Raw genomic sequence first — 18,125 nt, forward strand, 5'->3', positions numbered from 1 at the left:
ATACTATCGCTCGGTCCATCACGACCGAGGTTTCATCCACCCCCCCCCCCCCCCCGCCTGCGGGTGGTTAAGGCCCGCAGGCGGCAACCCACTTTGGCCTCGAAACGACGGAAAATCATGAGACAAAGGTTCCGAAATACATTTCGTATCTCTGGGATTCATCAAATACCAGGGAGACACCATGAGTCTTGAGTTGCAGAGCCAGCCCCGTATCTGTGCAGCGCAGTACATCCGGATGTCCACTGAACATCAGCGTTATTCGCTGGAAAACCAGGCGGTGGCCATCGCCGAATATGCCGAGCGACGCGGATACACTATCGTCCAAACCTACGAGGACGCTGGGAAAAGCGGCCTGAGCATAAGGGGGCGGGACGGACTTAAGCAGTTGCTGGCCGATGTCGTGACCGGCCAAAAGACTTTCTCGGCGATCCTCGTTCTGGACGTCAGCCGCTGGGGCCGGTTTCCGGATACCGACCAGTCAGCACACTACGAGTTTCTCTGTCGTGATGCAGGCGTGGCGGTGGAATATTGCGGCGAGCAGTTCGAGAACGATGGCAGCATGGTGTCTGCAATCCTCAAAAATATGAAACGGGTGATGGCAAGCGAGTACAGCCGCGAGCTATCCGCAAAGGTCTCCAGAGCGCAGCTGCAGCAGGCTCGTCTCGGGTTCAGCCAAGGGGGACCCGTACCCTACGGCGTCCGGCGAATGTTGCTGGATAAAGATGGGGTGCCCCGTTTCCTTCTCGGCTCTGGAGAACAGAAAGGGCTCGCTGGCGACCGTGTTCTCCTTGTCCCTGGCCCGCCAAACGAAATCAGGCTTGTGAGGCGTATCTTCAACATGTTTGTTTCTGAAGGGCAAAGCATGGCTGGCATATCGGTTCGTCTGAACAAAGAGGGAGAGCCGTCCACATGCGGCGAGCCATGGACGACTGGGCGCGTGGCATCCCTCCTCAAAAGCGAGTTGATGATAGGCTACTATGTCTACAACCGAACGTCGCACAGTATGAGTAGCCAATCCAGGCCAAACCCTCCTGGTAAATGGGTCCGAATTCGGGTGATGGAGCCGATTGTTACCGCCAAAATATTCAAGAAAGCCCAACTCGCGAGGGGCAAACACGGATATACCTATACAAAGCCGGAAATGCTCAAGAATCTGAAACGGTTATACAGAGAGAAGAAAAGACTTAGCCTAACTTTGATCAATGCCTGTCCGTATACGGCGTCAGCCAGCTGCTACATCCGGCTTTTCGGCAGCTTGAAGGCCGTCTATGCGGCCGTCGGCTACGTCGCGTATCGGCGGTGGTCTCAGCGGCAGTACTCGGACGGAGAGCTTCTAGACGGATTTCGGCGCTTACGCGCCGCTCACGGGTACCTCACGCGGTCGCTAATTAATGCGGACTCCGATCTGCCCATATACCGCGTGTTCAAAAAGCGGTTTGGTTCGATGGCCGCCGCCTATACGCTGGCTGGCTTTCCAGGAATGGAGTCGGAGCTAGAGCTGAGCGCGGTCGCGCGTATACGGCCCAGCGGCCCGGAGGGACTGCGACGCGACGTCTCGAAGCCTCCGAGCGAAGGCTTGGGCAGGGACCGTGTTCATAGATTTCGGAATTAAGATTGTACCGAGAGCAAGAGACCCCTGCGTGACACTGTAGCTGAGCCGCCACTGTTTGTGAGGTGGGTAATCTGAGAGCCAGAGACTGCGCACTTTTATGGGAGAAGTTTGGAGAGGCCCTACTGCAACATGACGAACCCAGCCCGTTGAAGGACCAAGAGATAATGTTAGCAAACCATTGACGTAACGGATGCGGATGTCAGGCGGGATCGAAGCGTCCGCTACCAGCCTCCGCTACCAGCCCATATGCTTAGCTCGGAAAGGTCGGCGATGTCGCCATAGATCATCGAACCTTTGACGAGAAAACACTTGTCTCCGAGGACTTCGTAGAGTGAGCTTGATGCGGTGCAAACCGGCCGGTTCTTCGAATTGGCGTACGTCCCCAGGGCTGCGGTTTCGACCTTACGGTCCTTGGCTTCGGCATAGCCGACGCTGATCGCGAGGAAAGCGATAGCAATGAGGGGGTTAGGTCGCGCCATGCATCAAAGTAGCATCGGCCCATGGGGCTTCATCCATCGATTGGATGACGCGAGCTCAAGCATCTGGATCAGCACCAGCAGCGAAGTAGTTCCGCCGCGGCCGCTTCGCTGATATGCTTCGCTCATCGCACCGCCCCTCGCTCGCCTCCCTCGCCGGAGTCTGAAACAATGAAATCCGCCAGAATTTGCCTCGCACTCCTAGTGATGCTCGCGCCTTGCGCACTCTCGGGACAGGCGACAGCTGGAGAAGCCATCGCCGGTCGATTCCGCCGACCAGTTCTTCAAGGCCGGGGAGTTTGCTGAGGCCGGCGAACAATACGCCAAAATCACCGCCGACCACCCCGATGACTATTCGGCAACGCTCCAGTTGGGTCGGATCGCGCTGCTTTCCAACCGGCTTGATGATGCCGAGCGTTGGCTGAAAAAGGCCATCGACCTCAGGCCCGGCGAGGCCGACCCCAAGGTCATGCTCGCCGAGGCCTATTATCGCCGCGACGATTTCGAAAAGGCGGCGGCTGCGCTGAATGGCTTCGACGTGGGTACCAACCAGTTGATCGTCGATCAGTATCCGACACTCAATGTTGCGAAGTTGCAGAGTTTCAAGGGCCAGACACCCTATGAGGTGCAGGGCGACGGGCAAATCATGCGTCTCAAGTTCCTGAGGACAGATCCGCTGCCGTTGGTCAGTATCCGCGTAAACGGGGGCGACGAGGTCACTTTCTTCATCGACACCGGGGGCTCGGAGGTTGCACTCGACACGGACTTCGCCAAGGAGCTTGGCGTCCAACTATTCGGAACGGTGCAAGGCACTTTTTCCGGCGGCCAGACCACCGAGGTTCAGCAAGGGCGGATCGAATCGCTCACGATCGGCGACTGGACGGTGAAGAACCTGCCCGTCGCGGTGCTACCCCTCCGCCAACTCTCCGAAGGCCTTCAAGCCAAGCGGATCGACGGTATCATTGGCACCACGCTCTTCTACCATTTCCTTGCAACCCTCGATTTTCCGAACGGCGAGCTCGTCCTCCGCCGGAAAAACGCGGCTAACCTCAAGGAATTCATGGCTGCCTCGGGCAAGAGCGTCGCGGTCCCTTTCTGGATTGCAAGCGACCATTTCATGGTGGGGCGGGGGCGCGTGGAGACGCTTCCACCTACGCTTCTCTTCGTCGACACAGGGCTGGCTGGCGCGGGAGTCAAGCTGGCGGCGTCTGTGATCAAGAAAGCCGGGATAAAGCTTGAGGAAGACAAAGCTACTTCAGGGGCGGGCGCTGGCGGGACGCTGAAGACCGTGCCCTACGTCGTGAATCGCCTCTCCTTCGGAGAGGTGCAGGAAGAGAACGTCCCGGGCCTCTACGATGGGCCATTCCCCTGGGAGAACCTTTTTGGCTTCCACCTCGCGGGCATGGTCGGCCACGATTTCTTCATGCCTTATGCAGTAACCTTCGACTTTGAAAATATGAAGATTCTGTTGCAGTAGGGCTTCGATCCGATGGCTTGAGGGGTGTCCTGTATGGGTCATTTTGCGAAGTAGCTGGGCGGCGCGGCCATATCCACTTTGACGGCGACTCCGGAAGTTGATTCCAGCTCCCCAACACTCGGAGCACGAATCATGCGGTATGAACTCAGCACCTACGAATGGAGTGTCATCCGACAGCGTCGACATTCTTCAACAAGTGCCACACTGGAGAATGAAAAGTATAGCTGCCGCGGTGGCGGCTACTCTAAGCGACAGCCCGCCACCGCAAGGCAGCGGGCTTTGGCATTCTCCAGTCGCGAAGGGCTCATGCCCCCGTTTTCATAGCCCTGCTGTCGGCGAGCACCCTGCTAAGACAGGCGTCCGCCGCTTGGTTCAGTCGTTCGGCGAGGTCCCGACCGATCATGACCAGCGCGCATATTTGGTCCGGCAATGTGACCCTCTTCCCGTCGCGCTCGAACTCCTGCTCCATGGTCCGATCAAAGAGCACTTCGAGCAACTGGTGCAGGTTCCCGATGTCCGATTGCAGGTCGTTGAGGTCGTTCGAAGGCGCGGTCATGATGCCTTTCCTTTGAAGGCTTCATAATAGGCCTCCTTCACCTTGTGGGTCATGTCCACTGCGACGTTGACCATAAAGGAAATCAGCTCCCGGTCCCGGTCAGTAAGCACCTCGTCGTTGGATGTAAGGCCGGTCTGATCCAGCATGTTCACGAGAACGTCCATCATATTATCCGCATCACAGATCAGCGGCTCCAGGTCGTGGAAGGTCATCTTTTCCTTGGCAGCGGCCATCGTCATGCCTCACCTGCCAAGCGCCTGATGTCGGCGGCGATCGACAGGAAGGCTTCGTTCGGATCAGCAAACTTTGCCAGTCCCAACATGTCGCTCACGCGAAGCTTTACCTTCATGCCTTCAAGGGTATGGGCAGGGACCGCGCAAATGCGCATGCCAATTTCCCATTCCTCCTGGCAAATCGCGTTGAATGCCTCTTCGGCAGCGTCCACCCCGCCTTCGCGGTTGATCTCTTCCCATTTGACGTGGCACGCATCATGCAAGGCCTTGTTCGCGGCTTTCTGTTCTTTGATCTCCTTGCTCCATGCGGCGTAGATGGCCGGCCTGTTGTTCAACGCCATGTCTTCAATCGTCATGGAGTTGAACACCGCTCTTACGTCCTCCGGCATGTCCGGCTCCTTCCACTCTGGAGCTCTCGGCGGGTAAAGCTTTTCGCACCGTCTACCGACCTTCCTGCATACCTTCGCCGCCCTTTCCATCCGGGCGTGGGCTTCTTCCAGTTCCTTATCGAGCCGGAACAGCTCGGCGTCTGCGCATTCGAAATGCGAACGGTGGTTGATCATGTTCATCGGGCTTTCCTTTCTCTCTTGGAAGCCTCCCGCTTTTGTCAGTGCAGTTGATTCGGCTTTACCTAAGGTTACTGCGGTGGCCGTCGCTGCGCCGAGCCCGACGAGGATGGTACGGCGGCTGATCGCGGGCAAGCCTTCGGCGGCTGCCCGAACAGGGGTGTTCGGCATTGTAAGCTCCTATCGGTTGATGTTGTTATGCGGCGATGCTGGACAGTGCGGCCTCAAGCGCGCGGCGTCGGGGCCCGATGTTGACGTTGAACGACTTGAACTTGAGGCCGTCGATTTCTGCGCGGATTGCCTCGGCGCGGCGCTGCGCGGGAGTGGTGCCCGACTTGGCTTCTGCCCATGCGGCCTTGAGGCCTGCCGCCAGAAGAAAGGGATATGACCAGTCGCGCCCCTTGTAGGCTTGGGCGTAGCGGTGGGCGGCCTTCATAATTTCCGAGCGGTTGAACATCTGGGGCTTCCGGCTGCCGATTAACGCTTTTCGTTAACTGCAACCTAAATCATTGCCTATAGCCATGTCAAACGATTTTCGTTATAGGTGGTGAAATTAGTTGGGAAAGGAATTAACCCGCACCATGACGCCAGAGCAATGCAGAGCGGCCCGAGGGCTGGCCAACATATCGCAAGACGATCTCGCCAAGGCTGCAAGGGTCGGATTATCGACGGTTCGAAACTTTGAAGCTGGGCGATCCGTCCCCGTGGCCAACAATCTCACAGCTATGGTGCAGGCCATGGAGCGTCTTGGCGTGGTATTCATCCCCGAGAATGGCGGCGGCGCCGGCGTGCGACTCGCAAAGCCTGGGACCAAAGGCTGAACCATGTTCCGCAAGATGAAGCACAATGCGCGGACACGAAGGGCAATCGAGTATTTGCGCAACCATCCTGAGGACGAGGCGGCGGTTAAAGCCATCCTCTCATCGACGCACATCCTAGACGCCAGAAGCGCTCGGGAAGTCGCGCAAAGCACGGGCGGCAGAGAAATGACGGAAGAAGAGTGGCACGTCTTCGGCCCGCGTTGGGAGCGAGCTTGGTATGCAATCGTTCGGTAGTGGTGGAGCGGGCCGACCTTATGAAACGTAGGCGCGAAGATCTGCTGGATGATGACCCAATCACTCTCAAGGAGGCGTGCGACCTTCTGCTGAGGGGAATCGTGTCAGTCTCTGCCCTGCGCGCTGAAATCAGGCGTGGAAACCTGACCGTTGAGCGCATTGGGAAGAACCTCTACACGACACCAGCCCACATTAGGACAATGAGGCTGAAATGCCGCGTGCCCTCGTTATGACGCCCTGGCGCGCATTCATAAGCTCCTGGTGGCCTGGTCGAGATAAAAAAGCCGCCGGGATTATGTTTATCGGCCAAAACGGCAACGGCCCGGGCGACCGCCCGGGGCAGAAAGTTTGATTGGGAATGACCCGCGTTACAGCAGCACTTTGCATACTATTGATTGGATCCAGCGCCTCCTACGCAACGCCTTACACAGTGATAGGCGCGGGCATCCAAACTTGCCCCAGTTGGGTGGCGACCAAAGAAACCACGCGAGAAGTCTCCATGAGCTGGGTGCTGGGCTATGTGTCCGGATTGGACATGGCTAGCTCTTCGCGAAGCGGGAAGAGCTCGCGCTTCAAAACTGTCGATCGCGAAGCGCTGGAACTGTGGCTCACCAACTACTGCACTAGCAACCCGCTAAACTCTATTTATGACGCCTCGCTTGCCCTTTACCTTGCAGTTACCGAGTGACCCATTAGCACCTTCCGGCGGCGGCATTCCTTCTGCTCGAATCGTTAAGCTCACCCTTGCAGATGCGAGGCTTTTGAAGTTCACTGCGTGCAGGGGGAACCATCATGCGCAAACGCCATATTTTCGCGGCGGCGGCCGCGACTATCCTTTTGAGCGGCTGCTCCGGTTCGGGGCTGGGTATGCCCGGCTCGCCTGCTTGGTTGCTTCATCATGCGAAGCCCGAGCATCTGTGAATTGAAAGTGTGCGGCATCCTGCGCATGAGCGCTGGCCCTACTGATGCCGCGCGAACCGGTCCATGGGTGCGTTTGCTTTGGCCAAAATAGCCAGCGCTTGCTCGACTTTTTGAGCCGAGGCGTCAGTGCGCCTGATGTGCCAGATCATTTGCTGCCTCACCCGCGCGAGCCTTTCGGCGCGATATACATCGCCGTATCTCGCAGTTTCAAGGTGGAGGGTCGCGAGCCTCATGGGCGACGATTCCGATTATCTAGCAATAGAATTCGTGAATCCGTCTTTCGTTCCGCCAACCATGACAGTCATGGCTTCATGACCACGAAGCCGAACGCCCTTGTCGCGCACCTTTCCGCGCGACCGTGAGGGCCCACTGGACTCTCGGGAGCAAAGGTCACATTGTTCCCAGGGGGAGTGGGGAACTTGGACAAATCTCGGTATGACAATCGGTCTGGCCAGAGGCGGAAGCGCGCTGCCTTAAGGTGGTATCGTGCGCGACGGCTTTCGGGCGTGCCGATCCGGTTGGTGTATGTGACCATCGCGGCAGTGACCGCCTTGGCGACACAGTACTTTCTGCAGCAAGACGGTTTCCAAGCCGTCTCGAAATGGGCTCCCGTTCCAATAGCGGGTGTTGCTTCCGTGATCGACGGCGACACGATCGAAATCCGCGGCCAGCGTATCCGTTTCAGTGGAATCGACGCCCCGGAAGCCGCGCAACAGTGCGATGACGCCAGGGGCTTCCGCTACCAGTGCGGTGCTAAGTCCGCCGCCGCCCTTGACGCCTTTCTGGCAGCCTCGAGGCCGGTCCGGTGCACTTTCGTCGCTTGGGACCGCTACGGCCGCTTTGTTGCCGACTGCTCGCGGGCCGACGGCAGAAGCGTTGCCTCGTGGCTGGTGGAGAACGGCCAGGCTCTGGATTGGCCTAGCTACAGCCGCGGCGCCTATGCACCGCAGCAGGCAAAAGCGGAAGCGGCGAAAGTCGGTCTTTGGGCTGGCGAGTTCGAGGCGCCATGGGATTGGCGCGCTGCGCACGCGGGAAATGTTCGACCGGCCGTTAGCCTGCCTCTCGGCATCATCAGCGGTCAGAAGCTCGCCCAGAGCTACTCGTGCCAGCCGCGGCGGACTTGCTCGAAAATCAACTCATGCGATGAAGCCCAGTGGTATCTCAGCAACTGCTCATGGGGTGGCAAACTGGACCGTGACGGCGACGGAGTTGCCTGCGAAACGCTCTGCTAGACGAGCCGAGTCCAAGTGCTGGCTGAGGAGCTGAGGGTCCAGCCGTAGGGGAATGGCAGCGGTAATTTCAGGCGGGCCGGCGGCGGCCTGCGCGTGCGGCCCGGGGAGGCTTCGCTTGCCCATCACGGCGTGCTGTTCCTCGACGAGTTTCCCGAATTCTCCGGTGTTATGGAGCAAACTCACCAAATATGATGATGTTTGCCGTCAATTCCAGAGCGGCAACTTTTCCCAGTCGGCCGGGAATCCCATATCCGAAACTTTGATGTTCGGCGCGGCCGGGAATGTTGCCATATGCGCTTTCAGGCGGTCTGCCCATTTCGTTCGTGGATTTATCTGTTTGAGCAGCAGGCGGATAATGGCCAGCGCCGCGTAGAGCCGTTTGTTGCCACCCGCAATCATGTGGTCAAGGACAGGAATTTCCCCCTGACTAGGCAGCGCTGGTTGATCGATCAGTGGCTTGTTCCAAAGGCGCGAGTGATGTGCACAAACATTTCTGATTGCAGAGAGAGACCTAATCCAGGATTTCACAAGATGGAATCGTATCCCGTAGCTAGCGGCGATTAACTGGAGATCGGCATATTTCATGCCCGACAGGAAGATTGAAAGCGGGCCAAAATCTAGCAGCTCTACAGCGACCCAAACCGGCATTTGGTCACCGTTGTATTTGGTGCGAAAATGAACGGCGAACTCCTCCTTTGAATCCGCCTCTTTCCCGTCCAGCTTGTTTAGCCAATCCGTATACATGGACTGCTGCCTTGGCGGGGCGATAGTCGTGAACCGCTTGTCGACCCTAGCAGGGTCGCGGTGCGCTTTAGGCGCATGACGGCCTATGGCTAACGCCACCTCTGTTCGAACAGAAATTTCTATTCGTTCGATTGCGTCCAAAACTAGAAGCCGCAACCCTTTGTCAAAGGCATAGAGGTCCGTAGCGTGCTTGAAAGCGAAAGGCGCTCAGGGGAATAAAGCGAATATTAGGACAACATTTGACATGCATGTGACCGGCTTCAGACGCGGCGGCGCATCGTTTACCGGCCGATTTGCAGAAACGCTCGTGCGACATTGCACATAGGCATCCGACCCAACACGAGCACCGAGAGACTGGCAGTACGCAGCATCCGGGAAGCGTTTGCCGCACCACGTCTTCGCGAGCCGCTGGCCCATGCCCGCCGACGATCTGGTTGCGAAGCTCGTCCTTGAGGCCGGCTTGGACCTCATTCATGGCTTCGGAAACGGCAAGCTCGCTGTCATCATAGGCGCGCTTGAGAATAGCGCTGAGATAATCACTCTTGAAATCGAGCCGCATGTTGGCTTCAATTCCATAGAACCCTGCTGGCCCCCATGCCCCACGAAATGGCTACCTTCATACGAGCGCAAGACGGTACGTCCTACTTTGGTGCCAATGGAGCGGCTGGAAGCATCGTCTTGTCACAGAAGACGGGACGTCTCCTCCTCCAAGAGCGTTCGCCTAATGTGCAGCACCCGCACACGTGGGCCACAATAGGAGGTGCGATCGAGACTGGCTCAAATCCGTTACGCACGGCGGCAGACGAGCTTCTCGAGGAAACTGGCTTCGATGGACCTATTCGCTTCGAAGCCTTAAGCACATTCCGAACCGACTGCGGACGTTTTTCTTATCAGAGTTTTCTCGGCATCGTCGACCAAGAATTCGAGCCTTGGCATAGCAGAGAAGGTTCCCGCACTCGATGGATCGAGTATGGAGATTGGCCAATTCCACTTCATTTCGGCCTTAAGCTCTTGGTGGAAAATGATGATGCAATGTCCAAAATTCGTGACTTTATTGTGCGAGGTAGGCGCGGCGAGAATCTGCTCGCTGCCCAAACGATGCCTGTGCGGACGCTATACCATTGTCTCAACAGGCCACTGGTGGGCAATAGCCTTCGACCGACCTATGTACTTGACGGGACTCTAAGATTATTTGCCGCGAGCGTTGTTTCGAAAGCCGCCGTGTTCGCTTTCGATTATCACAGGAGAAACGAAATTGTGTTCAACGGACCAATCGAGGGTACTCCTGACGAGTTTTGTCTCGTGTATGATTGCGCGCTTGAAGCGCTTTCGATGAGAGGGGCGTCAATCTATTCCTTTCAGAGCGAGGGGTTTGAGTCCTGCCGCAATGCCCCGAGACAATGGATCACCACTCGCGAACTGCCCATCGATTCCTGTATGCTGGCGTTCCAGACGAAAACGGTGGATGATCTTATGCGGCTTGGGGTCCAAGTTTTCTCGCTCAATCTGCTGCACGACCAAGTCAATCTTAATCACGTCCTGAGTGAGTTCACTTCGCTAGGACCGATCGGCTATCTTCGAAAGCTCACCCTGAAGAAAATGGTTATCTGGGAGAACCTCAATCGAGGCATCAACCCGAACGCTGTCCTGTTGGAGCGCATTTGTTGACGGGGCACCCTCCGTTCGACGCCGGGCGCGCCACGCTAACCACTAGGCAGTAATCGTGTGTATCCTCTCGTGGCGCTGTCTTATCTCGTGGCCGACCGATGTTGGATAGCACCCCGATCTCGGAACACAACCGGGCGGGCAGGCAAGCCTCGTCTCGCTGTCTTCGTCGCCCATGAAATATATGGTCTGAATGAGCCGCTGACCTGAGTCCGGCGCATAATGCACAATATTCTCTCTGCCTGCACTAATTGCTTCCACCGCTCTCCACCCGAGCGGTGGCGCAGGAAAGTCCCGTCTCAAGAGGGCTAGGCCGACATAATCGCTGAGACCAAGGACGAATACGTGCTCGCAAAATTCCTCCGCGAAAGCTGGTTTGCTCACCAAGAGGTTGTTGGCCTCATGCACGAGGGGATCGGTCGAGAACTCTATTGGACATAGGACATATCCTTCAGAGCCTCGACAGGCCCGAAAACTCCACGGTACAGCTTGTCCGAATATCCGCCCAGTCGCCCTTCGCGGTGAAGTCGTCAGCGCGTCGCCGTAATGCGGATGACGTTGTCGGGTCTGCACCATCGCTTCACCGCCGCGAAGTGTATTGTGATTGTGCAGAAGACAAATACCGAAATAATCCGCTATCAAGTGACGCTTGAAAACACCTCGCAATGTTTCAAGGTCATCTTCGAAGAATCTCTGTTTCCTAAGCAGATCATCTACAAACTCGATGCCAAACAACGCGTTGTACATTTCATGTGAAAACCGACCAAATGTCGGGCTGGCTCCATCTGTGTGCATCGGCTTCCCCTCCAGATAGTGGACGCTCTACACTCTAGGCGGTGTAACCAGAAGTGGCAAGGATTACCTTCTCGCGTCGATACGTGAACGCTTCTATTCGCAGTTGCTTCCATAACTAGAGACTGCCGATTCAAAATCGTCCTGAGCCGACTTAAGGCGCCGGAACTCGGAATAGCAGTCGTCGCGACCTTGGCTACCACCGACACAATTCGCATACCGTTTGAGCGCGTACGAGATGTCGCTTGTTGCGCTGTTGAAGCTGTCGACCGCATTCTGACATTCCTCAGCGTCGGCCCTGGCAATCTCTGCGGATGCTGCGACGAGCACAAAAACGACTGCAAGCCTAGCGATTGAAGTCCTCATCTGTAGTCCCTCCCATCATGTCGAGCCGCGCAGCTGGCATGCTGATATTGGGCTTGCCCTTGGCGAATGCCAAGGCGCGTTCATAGCAGTCAATCGCGACCTCAGACTGACCGAACAGCTTTGTGCACTTCATTTTCTTCGACGATGGGGATATTGAGTGCATTAGGCGAAAGAATAGGGGGGACATTCCATGAAGACCGCGCCCGCACTTTGTGCTGCTCTCGTCGTTTCTGGGTGCGCCGGAACCAGCGTTGTTCAGACCTCAGGTAATACCGCCATCGTGACGGCCCGTGCAGCGCCTGTTTGTGGCGGTGTAGGCGCCGAGAGAGTCGCCGTAAGAGAAGCCGCCATTGAGACGATTAAAGCTGGGTTCGACAAATACATCATCTACGATGCTGCGGCTCAGAATACGGTCACTGCTACGCAGATGCCGGAGACGGCCACGACAATGGGCACTATCAATGGCGGAATGCTAAATGCGACAACGACCTATCAGCCCGGGCCAACGATCTACTCGGGTCACCATTCCCAGGCTTTCGCCATAAAGATGTTTAAGACGAGCGACCCGGCTGGCGCCAATGCTGTCGATGCTAGGACCACGCTCGGTCCAGAGTGGCCGAAACTGATCAAGCAAGGCTCATTGACGACCTGCACATAAAGATCAACGGGGTCGCTTACTAATGGCCATGAAAAAGCACTTGCGTGATGAGTGGAATAAGGCGGGATACGGTTCACAAATGGGGAGCGCGGAAGTTGTGCCGCCGCCCCCGAGTGAAGTCCTCAGACTGTACCATTTGACATCTGCAGAGTTTGGGATCAGCGATATCGCACTCGGAAGAGTCAAGGTTGCACGCTTTTCAGAGTCGAACGATCCGTTCGAACTCCTCTCTATGAACTGCAAGTCGAAGGACGTTCGGGATGCGGCAAACAGTTACAAAGACGAATATAGCCGCGCACATGGCATCGTATGTTTTAGCGCTAATTGGACCAATCCTGTCTTGTGGGCCCACTATGCAAACAAGCACTCGGGACTGGCTCTCGGCTTTGATTTGCCGGTAGGGCAAACCCTTGTCGTAGACTACCAGGAAAAGCGATCCGCCTTCGCTTTAAGCGGTCCCGTATCCGACCTATCGGACAAGGTTCGAGATCAGCTGTTACGCACCAAGTTCAAACATTGGGAGTACGAGGCCGAACGACGTTTGATAGTCACTCTTGAAGCAGCCCAAAAGGAAGGAAACCTGTATTTTCTCCCCTTCGCCGGTCATCTGACCCTCAGAGAAGTGGTTTTGGGACCGGCATGTAATCTGGCTCTCCGCTCTGTGCGTGCCCTAGTGGACGCTGTCTACGGTGTCTCGGATCCGGTGAGGGTCTTCTGCTCCAGGATTGCCTTTGGCGGTTTCACGGTGGTGCCGAAGGAAAGCACAGTTAATTGGTGATGGTCTGTTCCTACGTGCGCTCCGGTCCCCACGCCGGGCCTAGGATTCAGATGCAGTTTTCAAACCTGACTCCCCTGAAGCCGCTCGGCAGCGTCTAGATATCCGCAATTGTCGATTTCGACAGGGCCAGAAGCAGACTTAGGGAGCGCTTCGCCGCGATGACTTCGCACGTGAAACGGCCATGCTTATACAGCCCATGAGCCTTACCTCTGGGCGCGCCACCACCGGCGCCATGAAACCGGCAAACGCGATGACCCCGCATTGCCGGAGCTTTGCAGCCAACCCCGCTCCGCTTGCTGCGAGCTTTGCAGCGCGGTGCGCGGTTCATGGGGTTATCGATCATTTTCTTCACCTACCCCGCCCCCATGGGCGACGTTGCCGACGATGGCCTGGCCGCCCTTTTCCACGTTCACCCGCTCGATAATCACGCGCTGCTCTCCCTTGCTGCGGTAGCGCTTCAAGGCCTCCACCTGGGCCACATACGTACGGGAAAGGCGGTTCAATGCCCGCTCGTGAGCTTCCCTCAACTCCCACGTTTTGGCTTCTCCCATGCACATAGCCGCATTCATAGTGGCAATGTGAATGGCCGCCATCTGGACACCGAGAGTCGCTTCGATCTGGTCCTTCGGCCGGAGCCCGCATACTATGGAGAGGGCATAGTTCATGTCGCCCTCACGTATCACGTTGCCGACCTGAGCAACCTTGGCCAGTGAATCGAGAGTGCCGGCAAGGAAAGTGCCGCTATCTGCCCCTACGGCTTCGGCCAATAGCTCATAGCCTAGTGCGGGGTCAGGGTGATCCACCGCGAGCGATGCGATGCGCTTGCCGCCATCTTCGCTCATCGAGACTTTCATCTGCGGAACCGGCCGCGTGCTCTCACAGCGCTTTTTGTAGGCGGCCTGGGAGGCAGTTTCCCGCGCGGTGGGTTCGTGCGGCTTTGCAATGGGGTTTGCTGTCTTGGCCCTCTTGGGCATGGGAACGACTGTCATCAGTGCCTCACCACGCCCGTCTGTTGAATGCCGATCGCCATCAAATCCCCAAGCGCGTCCGCAGCCTTGCTGAGCAAGTCCTGGCCCATGGCGTGAAAGAAGCCCGCGTTGCTGATGTCGCCGCGCTCTCGACAAGCGTCCGCCAAAGCATGACAGCCATGGCCGTAGGCGATGAAATTGAACAGGTCGGTGTCGCTCACAGCGGTTGTCGCGAAGACGGCAGAAAGGCTCGTGGCCAAATCCGGGTCCATCTCGCCGCATGCTGCTTCCATGCGCTTTTCGACGTACACCATGTAATCGGAAAGGGTCGGGATGGTCATCTTGCTACAGCTTTCCTTAGGCTAGCTCTCTGGACAGCCTGACTAGGCGCGCTTATGTGTTTCAAATGGATAGGAACATCCGAGGCTTTCTCTACGCCGCTGCTTTCATAATGTTGGCGGCCGCGATGTTCGGCGTTCATTGGCTGATGACCGGCATCAGCAAGGATTTCGGCATCGGCATGACTGTCGGTCTCTTTCTCGGTATCGGCATTGTTGCCTTAGCCTCCAGGCAGGTCAGAGAGTCCGACTAGCGCGCTGGCAGAACTTGCCGCTGCTTCGCGGCTTCCACCGACATCGATTGAATAAGTTCGCGAGCCTTCTGTGCAGAGATATCGCCGCGCCGCTGGGCTGCTTGAACGAGCTGCACCTTGCGGGCTATCGCTGCCGGGTCATTCGATGTGAGCAGCCGTGCCAACTCTGTGTTTGATGCACGCTGGGCTGCCGACTTGGCCCCGCCAATGACCTTATCTACCGTATCGGCCGCAGTGTCGCCAAAGCGCAGATTGAGCGCTGAGCGGACAATTCCGGGGCCGCCCTTCTGCGGAGCGATGTCCTGCATGGCGGCAGCACGGGCAGCGGTTTCCGAGTTGCGCGTTACGATGCCGCTCGTGTCAGCAAACGTGCGCTCACGGTCGAGAATGGCAATGATGCGGTCAGCCCGGCTCTGGCCGAACAGCGATGCCAAGCGGTCGCGGTTCCAATCACCCTCACCCTTCACAAGCCGTTGAAGCGCAACCCGGTCGTTAGCGTTCGTCCCCACGATCCGATCGATTTCCGCCCGCGTACCTTGGCGAAGACGAAGCGGCACGGCTGAGGGCCCGAGCATATCGCCTTGTGGCAGTGCGCCGTTGTTAATCTCTGTCTGCAGCTCTGCCGGCCTTGGCGCAGTGCGACCGCTATCAAGCGCCTGCTGGCCACGCAAAAGGGCGTCGTTCTGCCGGGCGAGTTCCGCGAAGCGAGCGTCCACTTGGCGAAAACCGGGAACCGCGCGTTCAAGCTCTCTGTTGATCTGTTGGCGCGTGGCGGTCAGGGCGCGGATTGCATTGCCGTCTGTCATCCCGTCCATCATTCCGTCGATGGCGTTGCGGGTCTGGAAGAGTGTCTGAGGATTGGGATCGAGAACGTCGGTGCCGGTGACATTGAGCATCCTGCGAACCTGCTGCACCGCCCTTTGTGCATCGCCTCTCAAGCGCACCGCCATAGCGTCAAGATTGTTTGCGATCGGTTCAGCGTTAACAGCGCGGGCGGCCTGGAATGCCTCTTCATAGGCGGGGCCTAGAGCGCGTTGATTGGCTGCTATCTCTTCCGCAATTTGCGAAGGCACGCGAGCCGGGCCAAGCTCGCGTCCGAGCCCTTGAGCGATGCGAGCGTTTGCAGCCGCATCGCGGGCGGCAATAGCAGAACGCACAATGCTCTGCCCTTCACCTGGGGTCGCGGCCAATGCTCCAGCCTGGCGCTGGAGGTTCGGGCCAAGATCCATCGGCATGGCCCTATCGCCGAGGGCCTGAAGGCGCGGAGGCATGTCGAGAGCGGAATCCGCCGTAGCCGCCCGGCCGAACATGCGCTCCGCAGCAGATATCGCTGGCCCGCCATAGCGCTGCGCGAGCGCACCAACGCCTTTCCCGACAAGCTGGCCGATGCCGGGCATTACTGCCCCCAGGCCACCGCCCCACGCCAGACCCTCGGGGATAGCGGCCAGCCCGTTTCGGACCCCGGCATCTGCTCCGCCGATTGCAGCGCCAGTCGCGCCTCCAGCGAGCATCCTGGCCAGCAGGGAAGCAGTCCCCGCACCAAAAGCCTCCGGAGCGGCAAGAACGGCCGGGACAGTCCCAAGAACGCCGCCGGCAATACCGCCGGCCTGAGCTGTACGCGGGTTTTTCGTCCTCACATGCTCATCCGCGCTAAGCATACTTTTTCGAATGTCATTGTAGGATTCATCGGCAAAAGGCCGCGCCAGCCCCGCTGCAATAGCTGCCGCGAGGTTTGTCATTCCTGGTCCTAGAATAGGCATCCCGTTGATTGCGCCCCCCGCGAAAGCGCCGAGCTTATCGCCGGGGCGGTTGATCTCGCCAGACTGCGGGTCATAGCCCGGCACGCCCGGGTCATAGGCAGGCACGCCCGGAGGCTGATTTGTCGTCGGATCAACCGCTGTCGCTGGAACCATCTCAAAGCCTGGCGGCGGCGGAGCGGGCATCGCATTAGCTGCCGGCTGCCGGCGAGGGTCATCCACGATGACAAAGCCCGGCGGCGGGGGCGGTATCTGACCGTTCATTGTACTGGCACCCAGTTGCTGCCGTCCCACTCTATGGTCTCGCCGGTCTGCCGGTTCACGGCTCGATTCCGGTATTTGCCGCCACCTGGAATGGCAGAGGGCGGATTTGGATTGTTGACCCGAGACGGCGCATCGGAGCCTTGCCGCGTTGCATCGAAAATCTGATCGCCAGCGCTCTTGCCGTGAACGACACGGAGCAGGGTCCGCTCATAGTCGTCTAGCTGGTCTTGGAAATAAGGCGACTTCGGATCGAGCGCCCCCGACTTAGCAGCAAGCATCTTGCCTTCGCCCTCGGTGACATTGCCGAGTGCACCGCCGGTCTTGGACTGCGCCCGCATGGCGTTGAGGTTTTCAACAGTGGCATTCGACTTCAGAACATCGACCTGCCGATAAACCTCGGCAGCCGGGGTGTTCGGGATATAGGAGGCGCCAGCCCCAACCAAGCCGGTTGCGCCGGGCTCCTTTGAAAGCGTCCTGATTTTGCTTGCCGCGCCCGTGATGACATCTGTTGCCGTGGCAGCGTTTTCACCTTTGGCCGCATTGGCAAATGATTCATCAGCAGGACCACCCGGAATAGGCTCCATGGTCCAAGCACCGGTTGCCTGGTCTTGTTTTGCCGCATAGCCGGGGGGAATAGTTCCGATGTTCGGCGCCCCAGGCAGGTTGACGTTTACACCGCCCTTGTTGTCTTTCGTCCACTGCTCAAATGAGCCCCGATAGCCGTTTTGCTTGGCGAACTGGAAATTCTGGATGTCGCTGGTCGGTTTGTTTTCGTCGCCGCCGAGCTTCCCGGTCAGGATGTAATTCCGACCCTCTGGCGTGGCGGGGTCTAGATTGTATTGCGCGGCCACCGCAGCCCGCTGGTCGTATTCATTCGGCTCCTGGCTTTTCGACCTCTGAACGATGTAGGAGCGCAATGCGCCCTTGTCCGACGCAAGCACTGTGGCCGTGCCAGGATCGAGGCCCTGGCTTTGCAGCCACTTTGCCGTGACATTCTGGGCGGCACGATTGGGCGCGATGATGTTCTGCAGGAAATCACCAACGCCGCCAAAACCACCAGGTGCGGGCGAGGTGGCGGTGGCCTGTGGGGAGCTTTCCGGGGCCGGCGCGCCTTGCCTGAGCTGCGGTGGCGTTGCTGGCCGCCTCTGGCCCTGCGTAGGCATCGCCTGCTGCTGAGGCGCTTGCTGTGGCATCTGAGGGGCAAAACTCTGCTGTGCCTGCATCAGGGCGGCGGGGTTCGCGTGGTCCCCGACTTGCGACGGGAAGCCGACAGATGGGCCTTGGCCACCGAACAGGCCAGCTAGAAGCTCTTGGAGGTCCATTTTCAGCGTCCTTTCGCAGACTGCATGGCCGCAAGCGCTGCCGATGGATTTAGCACGGCAAATCCGAAGCCGCTTTCCAGCGGTTCCACTC

The 18,125-nt window shown here is 58.1% G+C and carries 19 protein-coding genes and 2 pseudogenes; 11 read left to right on the forward strand and 10 right to left on the reverse strand.

What is annotated here, in order from left to right:
• The first annotated feature begins 181 nt into the window (after window positions 1–181).
• Window positions 182–1,612 carry a recombinase family protein gene (locus tag NKI22_RS28935; protein ID WP_352959336.1) on the forward strand — a complete coding sequence of 477 codons (1,431 nt, stop codon included), beginning with the start codon at window positions 182–184 and terminating at the stop codon, window positions 1,610–1,612.
• 720 nt (window positions 1,613–2,332) lie between these two features.
• Complete coding sequence (locus NKI22_RS28940) at window positions 2,333–3,565, forward strand: aspartyl protease family protein (protein ID WP_352959415.1); 1,233 nt, start codon at window positions 2,333–2,335, stop codon at window positions 3,563–3,565.
• A 304-nt stretch (window positions 3,566–3,869) separates the two neighbouring features.
• Here the strand turns inward: NKI22_RS28940 and NKI22_RS28945 are convergent, their stop codons facing one another.
• Genes NKI22_RS28945 through NKI22_RS28960 form a run of 4 tightly spaced genes read right to left on the reverse strand, consistent with a single transcriptional unit; the run spans window position 3,870 to window position 5,377 of the window.
• Complete coding sequence (locus NKI22_RS28945; protein WP_352959338.1) at window positions 3,870–4,121, reverse strand: hypothetical protein; 252 nt, start codon at window positions 4,119–4,121, stop codon at window positions 3,870–3,872.
• Window positions 4,118–4,360, reverse strand: a complete 243-nt coding sequence (locus tag NKI22_RS28950; protein ID WP_352959340.1) for a hypothetical protein — start codon at window positions 4,358–4,360, stop codon at window positions 4,118–4,120. Before NKI22_RS28950 ends, NKI22_RS28945 begins: the two co-directional genes overlap by 4 nt.
• The gene (locus tag NKI22_RS28955) at window positions 4,357–5,091 is read right to left on the reverse strand and encodes a hypothetical protein (protein ID WP_352959342.1); all 735 of its coding nucleotides are present in this window, start codon (window positions 5,089–5,091) and stop codon (window positions 4,357–4,359) included. Before NKI22_RS28955 ends, NKI22_RS28950 begins: the two co-directional genes overlap by 4 nt.
• A gap of 25 nt (window positions 5,092–5,116) precedes the next feature.
• On the reverse strand, window positions 5,117–5,377 hold the full coding sequence (locus tag NKI22_RS28960) for a hypothetical protein (RefSeq protein WP_352959344.1): 261 nt from the start codon (window positions 5,375–5,377) through the stop codon (window positions 5,117–5,119).
• 124 nt (window positions 5,378–5,501) lie between these two features.
• On the opposite strand from NKI22_RS28960, the gene NKI22_RS28965 reads away from it, so the two are divergent.
• The 5 genes and pseudogenes from NKI22_RS28965 to NKI22_RS28985 all read left to right on the forward strand — a co-directional run.
• A complete protein-coding gene (locus tag NKI22_RS28965) occupies window positions 5,502–5,741 on the forward strand; it encodes a helix-turn-helix domain-containing protein (protein ID WP_352826708.1) in 240 nt (79 codons plus the stop codon).
• A 733-nt stretch (window positions 5,742–6,474) separates the two neighbouring features.
• Complete coding sequence (locus NKI22_RS28970; protein ID WP_352959346.1) at window positions 6,475–6,663, forward strand: hypothetical protein; 189 nt, start codon at window positions 6,475–6,477, stop codon at window positions 6,661–6,663.
• Between the two features lie 104 nt (window positions 6,664–6,767).
• Window positions 6,768–6,896 (forward strand): hypothetical protein, encoded by a 129-nt coding sequence (locus NKI22_RS28975; protein ID WP_352959348.1) that lies wholly within the window; start codon window positions 6,768–6,770, stop codon window positions 6,894–6,896.
• A gap of 521 nt (window positions 6,897–7,417) precedes the next feature.
• A complete protein-coding gene (locus NKI22_RS28980; RefSeq protein ID WP_352959350.1) occupies window positions 7,418–8,128 on the forward strand; it encodes a thermonuclease family protein in 711 nt (236 codons plus the stop codon).
• 78 nt (window positions 8,129–8,206) lie between these two features.
• A pseudogene (locus tag NKI22_RS28985) lies at window positions 8,207–8,290 on the forward strand (ATP-binding protein); the annotation flags it as partial.
• Between the two features lie 42 nt (window positions 8,291–8,332).
• On the opposite strand, the pseudogene NKI22_RS28990 reads toward NKI22_RS28985, so the two are convergent.
• Window positions 8,333–9,058: pseudogene (locus NKI22_RS28990) on the reverse strand (Abi family protein); the annotation flags it as partial.
• A gap of 492 nt (window positions 9,059–9,550) precedes the next feature.
• On the opposite strand from NKI22_RS28990, the gene NKI22_RS28995 reads away from it, so the two are divergent.
• The gene (locus tag NKI22_RS28995; RefSeq protein ID WP_352959352.1) at window positions 9,551–10,540 is read left to right on the forward strand and encodes an NUDIX domain-containing protein; all 990 of its coding nucleotides are present in this window, start codon (window positions 9,551–9,553) and stop codon (window positions 10,538–10,540) included.
• A 42-nt stretch (window positions 10,541–10,582) separates the two neighbouring features.
• Here the strand turns inward: NKI22_RS28995 and NKI22_RS29000 are convergent, their stop codons facing one another.
• Complete coding sequence (locus tag NKI22_RS29000) at window positions 10,583–11,332, reverse strand: hypothetical protein (protein ID WP_352959354.1); 750 nt, start codon at window positions 11,330–11,332, stop codon at window positions 10,583–10,585.
• A gap of 553 nt (window positions 11,333–11,885) precedes the next feature.
• Here NKI22_RS29000 and NKI22_RS29005 point away from each other — a divergent pair.
• Both NKI22_RS29005 and NKI22_RS29010 read left to right on the forward strand, forming a co-directional pair.
• Window positions 11,886–12,353 (forward strand): hypothetical protein, encoded by a 468-nt coding sequence (locus NKI22_RS29005; RefSeq protein WP_352959356.1) that lies wholly within the window; start codon window positions 11,886–11,888, stop codon window positions 12,351–12,353.
• Between the two features lie 22 nt (window positions 12,354–12,375).
• On the forward strand, window positions 12,376–13,131 hold the full coding sequence (locus NKI22_RS29010) for a DUF2971 domain-containing protein (protein WP_352959358.1): 756 nt from the start codon (window positions 12,376–12,378) through the stop codon (window positions 13,129–13,131).
• A 332-nt stretch (window positions 13,132–13,463) separates the two neighbouring features.
• Here NKI22_RS29010 and NKI22_RS29015 read toward each other — a convergent pair whose 3' ends face one another.
• Together NKI22_RS29015 and NKI22_RS29020 are read right to left on the reverse strand one after the other, a co-directional pair.
• Window positions 13,464–14,120: a hypothetical protein gene (locus NKI22_RS29015; RefSeq protein ID WP_352959360.1), complete on the reverse strand. Its 657-nt coding sequence runs from the start codon at window positions 14,118–14,120 to the stop codon at window positions 13,464–13,466.
• The gene (locus NKI22_RS29020) at window positions 14,120–14,440 is read right to left on the reverse strand and encodes a hypothetical protein (RefSeq protein WP_352959363.1); all 321 of its coding nucleotides are present in this window, start codon (window positions 14,438–14,440) and stop codon (window positions 14,120–14,122) included. Before NKI22_RS29020 ends, NKI22_RS29015 begins: the two co-directional genes overlap by 1 nt.
• Window positions 14,441–14,505: 65 nt before the next feature.
• On the opposite strand from NKI22_RS29020, the gene NKI22_RS29025 reads away from it, so the two are divergent.
• On the forward strand, window positions 14,506–14,691 hold the full coding sequence (locus NKI22_RS29025) for a hypothetical protein (protein WP_352959366.1): 186 nt from the start codon (window positions 14,506–14,508) through the stop codon (window positions 14,689–14,691).
• On the opposite strand, the gene NKI22_RS29030 is transcribed toward NKI22_RS29025, so the two are convergent.
• Together NKI22_RS29030 and NKI22_RS29035 are read right to left on the reverse strand one after the other, a co-directional pair.
• Window positions 14,688–16,430 (reverse strand): hypothetical protein, encoded by a 1,743-nt coding sequence (locus tag NKI22_RS29030; RefSeq protein ID WP_352959369.1) that lies wholly within the window; start codon window positions 16,428–16,430, stop codon window positions 14,688–14,690. The genes NKI22_RS29025 and NKI22_RS29030 overlap by 4 nt on opposite strands.
• Before the next feature lie 278 nt (window positions 16,431–16,708).
• Window positions 16,709–18,034 carry a hypothetical protein gene (locus tag NKI22_RS29035; protein ID WP_352959372.1) on the reverse strand — a complete coding sequence of 442 codons (1,326 nt, stop codon included), beginning with the start codon at window positions 18,032–18,034 and terminating at the stop codon, window positions 16,709–16,711.
• Between the last annotated feature and the right edge of the window lie 91 nt (window positions 18,035–18,125).

The organism is Mesorhizobium sp. M0778 (assembly GCF_040320105.1).
Lineage (GTDB): Bacteria > Pseudomonadota > Alphaproteobacteria > Rhizobiales > Rhizobiaceae > Mesorhizobium.

Coding starts and splice junctions, on each gene's coding strand:
- NKI22_RS28960 (WP_352959344.1), bottom strand. CDS start 5,377: ATGTTCAACCGCTCGGAAATTATGAAGGCCGCCCACCGCTACGCCCAA.
- NKI22_RS29020 (WP_352959363.1), bottom strand. CDS start 14,440: ATGACCATCCCGACCCTTTCCGATTACATGGTGTACGTCGAAAAGCGC.
- NKI22_RS29015 (WP_352959360.1), bottom strand. CDS start 14,120: ATGACAGTCGTTCCCATGCCCAAGAGGGCCAAGACAGCAAACCCCATT.
- NKI22_RS28945 (WP_352959338.1), bottom strand. CDS start 4,121: ATGACCGCGCCTTCGAACGACCTCAACGACCTGCAATCGGACATCGGG.
- NKI22_RS29010 (WP_352959358.1), top strand. CDS start 12,376: ATGGCCATGAAAAAGCACTTGCGTGATGAGTGGAATAAGGCGGGATAC.
- NKI22_RS28975 (WP_352959348.1), top strand. CDS start 6,768: ATGCGCAAACGCCATATTTTCGCGGCGGCGGCCGCGACTATCCTTTTG.
- NKI22_RS29000 (WP_352959354.1), bottom strand. CDS start 11,332: ATGCACACAGATGGAGCCAGCCCGACATTTGGTCGGTTTTCACATGAA.
- NKI22_RS29005 (WP_352959356.1), top strand. CDS start 11,886: ATGAAGACCGCGCCCGCACTTTGTGCTGCTCTCGTCGTTTCTGGGTGC.
- NKI22_RS29035 (WP_352959372.1), bottom strand. CDS start 18,034: ATGGACCTCCAAGAGCTTCTAGCTGGCCTGTTCGGTGGCCAAGGCCCA.
- NKI22_RS28955 (WP_352959342.1), bottom strand. CDS start 5,091: ATGCCGAACACCCCTGTTCGGGCAGCCGCCGAAGGCTTGCCCGCGATC.
- NKI22_RS28970 (WP_352959346.1), top strand. CDS start 6,475: ATGAGCTGGGTGCTGGGCTATGTGTCCGGATTGGACATGGCTAGCTCT.
- NKI22_RS29025 (WP_352959366.1), top strand. CDS start 14,506: ATGGATAGGAACATCCGAGGCTTTCTCTACGCCGCTGCTTTCATAATG.
- NKI22_RS28935 (WP_352959336.1), top strand. CDS start 182: ATGAGTCTTGAGTTGCAGAGCCAGCCCCGTATCTGTGCAGCGCAGTAC.
- NKI22_RS28950 (WP_352959340.1), bottom strand. CDS start 4,360: ATGACGATGGCCGCTGCCAAGGAAAAGATGACCTTCCACGACCTGGAG.
- NKI22_RS29030 (WP_352959369.1), bottom strand. CDS start 16,430: ATGACAAACCTCGCGGCAGCTATTGCAGCGGGGCTGGCGCGGCCTTTT.
- NKI22_RS28965 (WP_352826708.1), top strand. CDS start 5,502: ATGACGCCAGAGCAATGCAGAGCGGCCCGAGGGCTGGCCAACATATCG.